Raw genomic sequence first — 4,757 nt, 5'->3', positions numbered from 1 at the left:
GTCATCGGTGGATACGGCGATCCGGGGCTGGCGACAACCGTGACGGTGGCGAAGCTGCGTCGACGGCTGCCGGACCGGACGTACATCAAGGTCAGCCCGGGATTGTCCTCGACCATGGACAACGCGGCAGCCGCGGTGGTGGAGCGCTTCGAACAGGAACGCCCATCGAATCGCCCCGGAGAGACGGCCGAGGTCGACGTCGTCGCCATCAGCATGGGCGGGCTTGTCGCGAGGCTCGCGGCGATGCCAGCCGACGAGCGGTCGCGACTGAACATCCGTCGGCTCTACACGATCTGCTCGCCCCACTCGGGTGCGCTGCTGGCCGACCGGGCGGGCTTTTTCGGATCGGGACGCGAGATGCGGTCGAACAGTCCGTTTCTGCAGGAACTGACACGCGTCGAGCTGGCTGCCGCATCCGACTTTCCGATTGTTGCCTACGCGAGAGAGAACGACTCTGCCATCGGCGACCCTGGCTTGCAGTTGCCGCCGCATCTGCATGATCGCGGGCACGTGGTGTGGCTGCCGATGCCGTTCTGGCGTTCGGGCCATCCGGGTGCGTACGGCGATAAGCGGATCATCGGCGACATCGCCCGTCGGCTCAGCGAGCCGGCTCCATAGCGTGCCGCGTGAGCAACGCCCGGCCGCAGGATCAGTACGAGTCGCCTCTCGTCACGCGGAACGCGTCGCCCGAGATGCTCCGTCTGCTCGGGGCGTCGCACAAGATCGGCCTGTGGCGTCGGCTCTGGCTGAAGTTGGCCGAGGGCGAGAAGCGGCTTGGCATCGACCGCATCACAGATGACGCGCTCGCCCAGATGGAGGCGAGTCTCAACGACATCGACTTCGCCCGCGCCGCCGAGCACGAGAAGCGACTCCGCCACGACGTGATGGCCCACGTCCACACCTTCGAAGAAGCCGCGCCGGCGGCGAAGGGCATCATTCACCTGGGCGCGACGAGCCAGTATGTCGTCGACAACGCTGAGCTGATCGTCATGCGTGAAGCGCTGCGGCTGCTGGCGACGAAGCTTGCTCGGGCCGTCGACGCGATGGGCACCTTCGCAATCGAGTGGAAGGACCTGCCGACGCTTGGCTACACGCACTTCCAGCCGGCCCAGCTGACCACCGTCGGCAAGCGGGCCACGCTCTGGACGCAGGACGTGGCCGACGACGTCGTTGAGCTCGAACGCCTGGCCGACACGCTCCGGTTCCGCGGCGTCAAGGGCACCACCGGCACACAGGCGTCGTTCCTCGCCCTCTTCGACGGCGACGGTGACAAGGTCGACCAGCTCGATGACTTTGTTCGCGAGGCCTTCGGCTTTGAGACCTGCTACGCCGTCTCCGGGCAGACGTATCCACGCAAGCTCGACGCCACGGTCGCTGGCGTGCTGTCCGGCGTTGCGGCGAGCATTCACAAGTTCGCCAACGACATCCGCATTCTCGCCGGCCTCAAACAGCTCGAAGAGCCGTTCGAGAAGGACCAGATCGTCTCGTCTGCCATGGCCTACAAGCGGAATCCGATGCGGTGCGAGCGGGCGACGGGCCTGTGCCGATTTGCAATGTCGCTTGCGACGAGCCCGGTCATGACCGCCGCCGAGCAATGGCTGGAGCGGACGCTGGACGACTCGTCGAACAAACGGCTGGCGTTGCCGGAGATGTTCCTCGCTCTGGACGCCGCGGCCGACATCGTGACGAACGTGTCGCGCGGCCTAGTTGTCTATCCGGCCGTTGTTGCCAAGACGGTTGCGGCGGAGCTGCCGTTCATGGCGACCGAGGAGATTCTGATGGCCGGCGTGAAAGCGGGTGGCGACCGGCAGGAGCTGCACGAGGCGGTCCGAAAGCACAGCATGGATGCCGCCGCCAACGTCAAGCAGCGCGGCGGCGACAACGACCTCATTGACCGCTTGCGCGGCGATCCGCTGTTTGCCAAGGTCGACCTCGACGCCTCACTCGATCCCGCAAGGTTCACCGGCCGGGCTGCGGTGCAGACGGAACGCTTCGTCAGCGGCGTCGTCGAACCAATCCGCGAGCGGTACCGCGATCAGCTGGCGGGCGATGTCGAGCTGAAGGTCTGACCGTTGATCAGGCGTAGCTGTGCAGGCCGACGAGGAAGAAGTTCACGCCGATCCAATTGAACAGCATGATGGCGAAGCCGATGATCGCCAGGATCGCGGTCCACATCGCCTTGTTCTTCGTGATGAGGCGGACGTGGAGGATGATCAAGTAGACGATCCACGTGACCAGGGCGAAGGTCTCCTTCGGGTCCCAGCCCCACGGTCGGCCCCAGCTCTGGTCGGCCCAGATGGCACCGAGGATGATGCCGGTGCCGAGGAGCCAGAACGCAAGCTGAAGCACGACGACGTGCGCCGAGTCGAGGCGTTCGAGCAACGGACGTTCGCGTTCGACCGGCGTGGGCGTGTCGAACGCGCCACGTGACGCTTCTCGACCGACGGGCAGGAATGCCGCCTGGCCGAGCGTTCGCCAGAATCCGACGCCCGCCAGTCCGACGGGGGCGAGTCGCGTGCCGCTGCCAGCCACCTTGGCGACGAGCCACCAGATGCCCAGCAGGAAGCTCATGCCGATGAGCGCGTAGCTGGCCACGACAGTCGTGACGTGCACGTAGAGCCAGTAGCTCATCAGGATGCCCTGCACATGACCAAGGTTGCCACCGATCTCTGTACCGGTGACGTGCGGCGTTGCGAAGAGCGCGAGCAGGCTCAGAAACCCGACGAACGCTGCCGCCCCACCGAAGACGCCGCCGCCAGCCTTCTTGCGGCGAAGCTCAAGCACGAGGCCGACGATCGCGCCGAACCAGGCGCTGAACATGACGCTCTCGAACTGGTTCTTGATCGGGATCGAGTGGAACCAGTCGCCGGTGCTCTTTTCGACCAGCCACCACCGCACCGCGATGCCGGCCGTGTGAACGGCGAGCGCGACGAGCATCGACCGGATGGCCCACAGACGCATCTTCGGAAACGCGCCGTATGCGCTAATCAGGAACAGCACCATCGCCACGAAGTAGACGAACGTGCCGGGCAGCGTCAGCTTGCCGAGCCGGTTGTACGTGACCTCGGCCTTGCGTCGGAACTCCGACGGATAGGCCTCGGGATTGACGGCGACGAGCGATTGGACGAGGCGATCGGCAGCTTCGGCAACGGCGGGGTCATCCCCGATCCTGCCGTCGGACGATGCTCGCGCTGCCGCGATCCAGGCGAGCTGCAGATCCGCGGCCGCCTGGGTCACCTTGCCGATCGGCTGTTCCTCGGGCGGCAAGACGTCGCCGTTCTCATCCACAACGACGTACGGAGCCAGCGCGTCGGGCGAATTCATGAGTTCACCCAGCGCTCGCCATTTGCCGTCGCGTCCCTCGCCGGGCGGCGGCGGAATCATGCGAACCGGCGGCAGCAGCCCCGACTCGAGAAATGCCTCCGCCGCCTCGGCCGCGCTGAGAAGCTGGTTCACCGCCGGCTGCTTCGCGAGGTTTTTGGCTCCAATAGCGTCGAGCTCAGCACGCAGCGCCGGGTCGGCCAGAAACGCCGGAGAGACCTTGGCCCGCTTCAGGAACTCGTGCGTCTTCTCGTCGTCAAGTCCCAGTGCTGCCGCGATGTCTTGCCGCAGCGGCAGATGCCGAATCTTGATGAACGGCAGCGTCGCATAAGCCTCGGGCGTGTAGCTGAATCCGAAGATCGTCTCGACCGGATGCTCGTCCGGCAGTTTGCTCCGACCAGACAGCTGCGAGATCACATCGCGCGAAATCGTGTCGACGGTCTTGAGCGTCGAGTCGTGCTGCACCGTCGCCCGGCCGAGCACCGACAGATCTGCTGCGGACGCCGATGGTGTCCAACGCAAAGGCGCAAAGAGGCAAAGACCGCAAAGCAGGAGAAAGATCGTTCCGGTTCTCATCGAATTCTCATTTTTCTGGCCTTCGCGGCCCTTCGCCTCTTTGCGTCTTTGCAGTTCAGCCTGCGATCCCCGCATTCCTCAGTGCCTTCGCCTTGCGGTGGCGGATGATCGCGGGCTTCACGTAGAACGCGAAGAGTAAACCCAGGACGATCATCGCGCAGCCGACGGTCATCGTCGTGATGCCGGGCCGGTTGCCGACGCCGAGCACCGTGAAGGCCTGGTTTTCAGGGTCCCACTGGCTCTGGAAGAGGAGCCACGACTCATCGGGGAAGATCGCCCCAAGCGCGTGGGCCGGCGGGACGGTCATGTAGTGCGGCTTGTTGAGGCTCACGGTCACGCCGCCCGGCTCGCCGCCGCGCGGGTCGACGGTGAGCAGGCTGCGGAAGTCCCGCATGGCCGAGTCTTTGGTGAAGTCGCCCGCGTAAGGAACAAGCTCGAACGCATCGAGCCGAACGCGAGCCGGGATTTCCTTACGCGTGTTGCCCAGCTGAAGCCGCAACGGCTCAGCCATGCCCGGGACTTCGAGTGCGGCCGGCTGCCAAGCCATCTGGTCGATCCACTGGCTGAACGGCACGTGGACGGTCTGCTCCCAGTCGCCGCGGCGGGCGCGGATCGTCACGACCTGGAACGTCCCGGCCATCGCCGCGTCGCGGTCGCGCTGCTCGCTTGGCACCTCGCGCACCCAAGGCGAGTGGCGAACCTCGTCGACCCGCTCGAGGTCCAGATCGAGCGTCATCGGCGTGACGATGCCAGACTCCGGATCACGCCGTTGGCCGTTGACGGCGAGTTCGAGCTTGCCGTCAGGAAGGTCTTCGAGCCGCGTCGGCTGATCGGCGCGGGTGACGACGTGCCAGAAGCCG

At 65.7% G+C, this 4,757-nt stretch carries 4 protein-coding genes; 2 read left to right on the top strand and 2 right to left on the bottom strand.

Features of this window, described 5'->3' with window-relative positions; all coding sequences use genetic code 11:
• A partial coding sequence (locus AAGI46_15900) for a hypothetical protein (protein ID MEM1013691.1) occupies positions 1-618 on the top strand: 618 nt, incomplete at its 5' end.
• A gap of 8 nt (positions 619-626) precedes the next feature.
• The gene (gene purB, locus AAGI46_15895; protein ID MEM1013690.1) at positions 627-2,069 is read left to right on the top strand and encodes an adenylosuccinate lyase; all 1,443 of its coding nucleotides are present in this window, start codon (positions 627-629) and stop codon (positions 2,067-2,069) included.
• Positions 2,070-2,076: 7 nt separating this feature from the next.
• Here the strand turns inward: purB and ccsA are convergent, their stop codons facing one another.
• Entirely contained in the window at positions 2,077-3,804 is a 1,728-nt protein-coding gene (ccsA, locus tag AAGI46_15890) for a cytochrome c biogenesis protein CcsA (protein MEM1013689.1), read from the bottom strand.
• Positions 3,805-3,952: 148 nt separating this feature from the next.
• A partial coding sequence (locus tag AAGI46_15885) for a hypothetical protein (GenBank protein ID MEM1013688.1) occupies positions 3,953-4,757 on the bottom strand: 805 nt, incomplete at its 5' end.

It is taken from the genome of Planctomycetota bacterium, from assembly GCA_038746835.1.
Taxonomy (GTDB): Bacteria; Planctomycetota; Phycisphaerae; order Tepidisphaerales; family Tepidisphaeraceae; genus JBCDKH01.
Note: the sequence above shows the minus strand (reverse complement) of the source record. Positions and strands in the feature narration are given on the sequence as shown.